This window comes from Achromobacter sp. SIMBA_011 (assembly GCF_046535435.1).
GTDB classification, from domain to species: Bacteria; Pseudomonadota; Gammaproteobacteria; order Burkholderiales; family Burkholderiaceae_B; genus Achromobacter; species Achromobacter dolens.
In genome coordinates, this window is the sequence record NZ_JAWRWN010000920.1 from 1 (window position 1) to 250 (window position 250).

The following is a 250-nucleotide window of genomic DNA, read 5'->3' on the forward strand; positions in this document are numbered from 1 at the left end:
CGCAGGCTGGACGGAACCGGCGTGGCCGGCCTTCTCTTCCTCGCCAAAGATTTTCCAGACCACGGCGCCAATGACGCCGCCGAGGATCGGAGCGAGCCAGAACAGCCAGAGCTGTTGCACCGCCCATCACGCCTCCATCCGCCTGCACGAGAACCTCGGTTTTACGGTTGCGGGCCGGTTTTCGGAAGTTGGCACCAAATTCGGCCGCTGGCTGGACCTGACCTGCATGGAGCTGAAGCTGAATTAGCAG

At 62.4% G+C, this 250-nt stretch carries 1 protein-coding gene; it reads left to right on the forward strand.

Going from position 1 to position 250, the window contains the following annotated elements:
• On the forward strand, nt 1–247 hold a 247-nt coding region (locus tag SB816_RS33685; RefSeq protein WP_410548462.1), incomplete at its 5' end, for a GNAT family N-acetyltransferase.
• Nucleotides 248–250 lie beyond the last annotated feature (3 nt).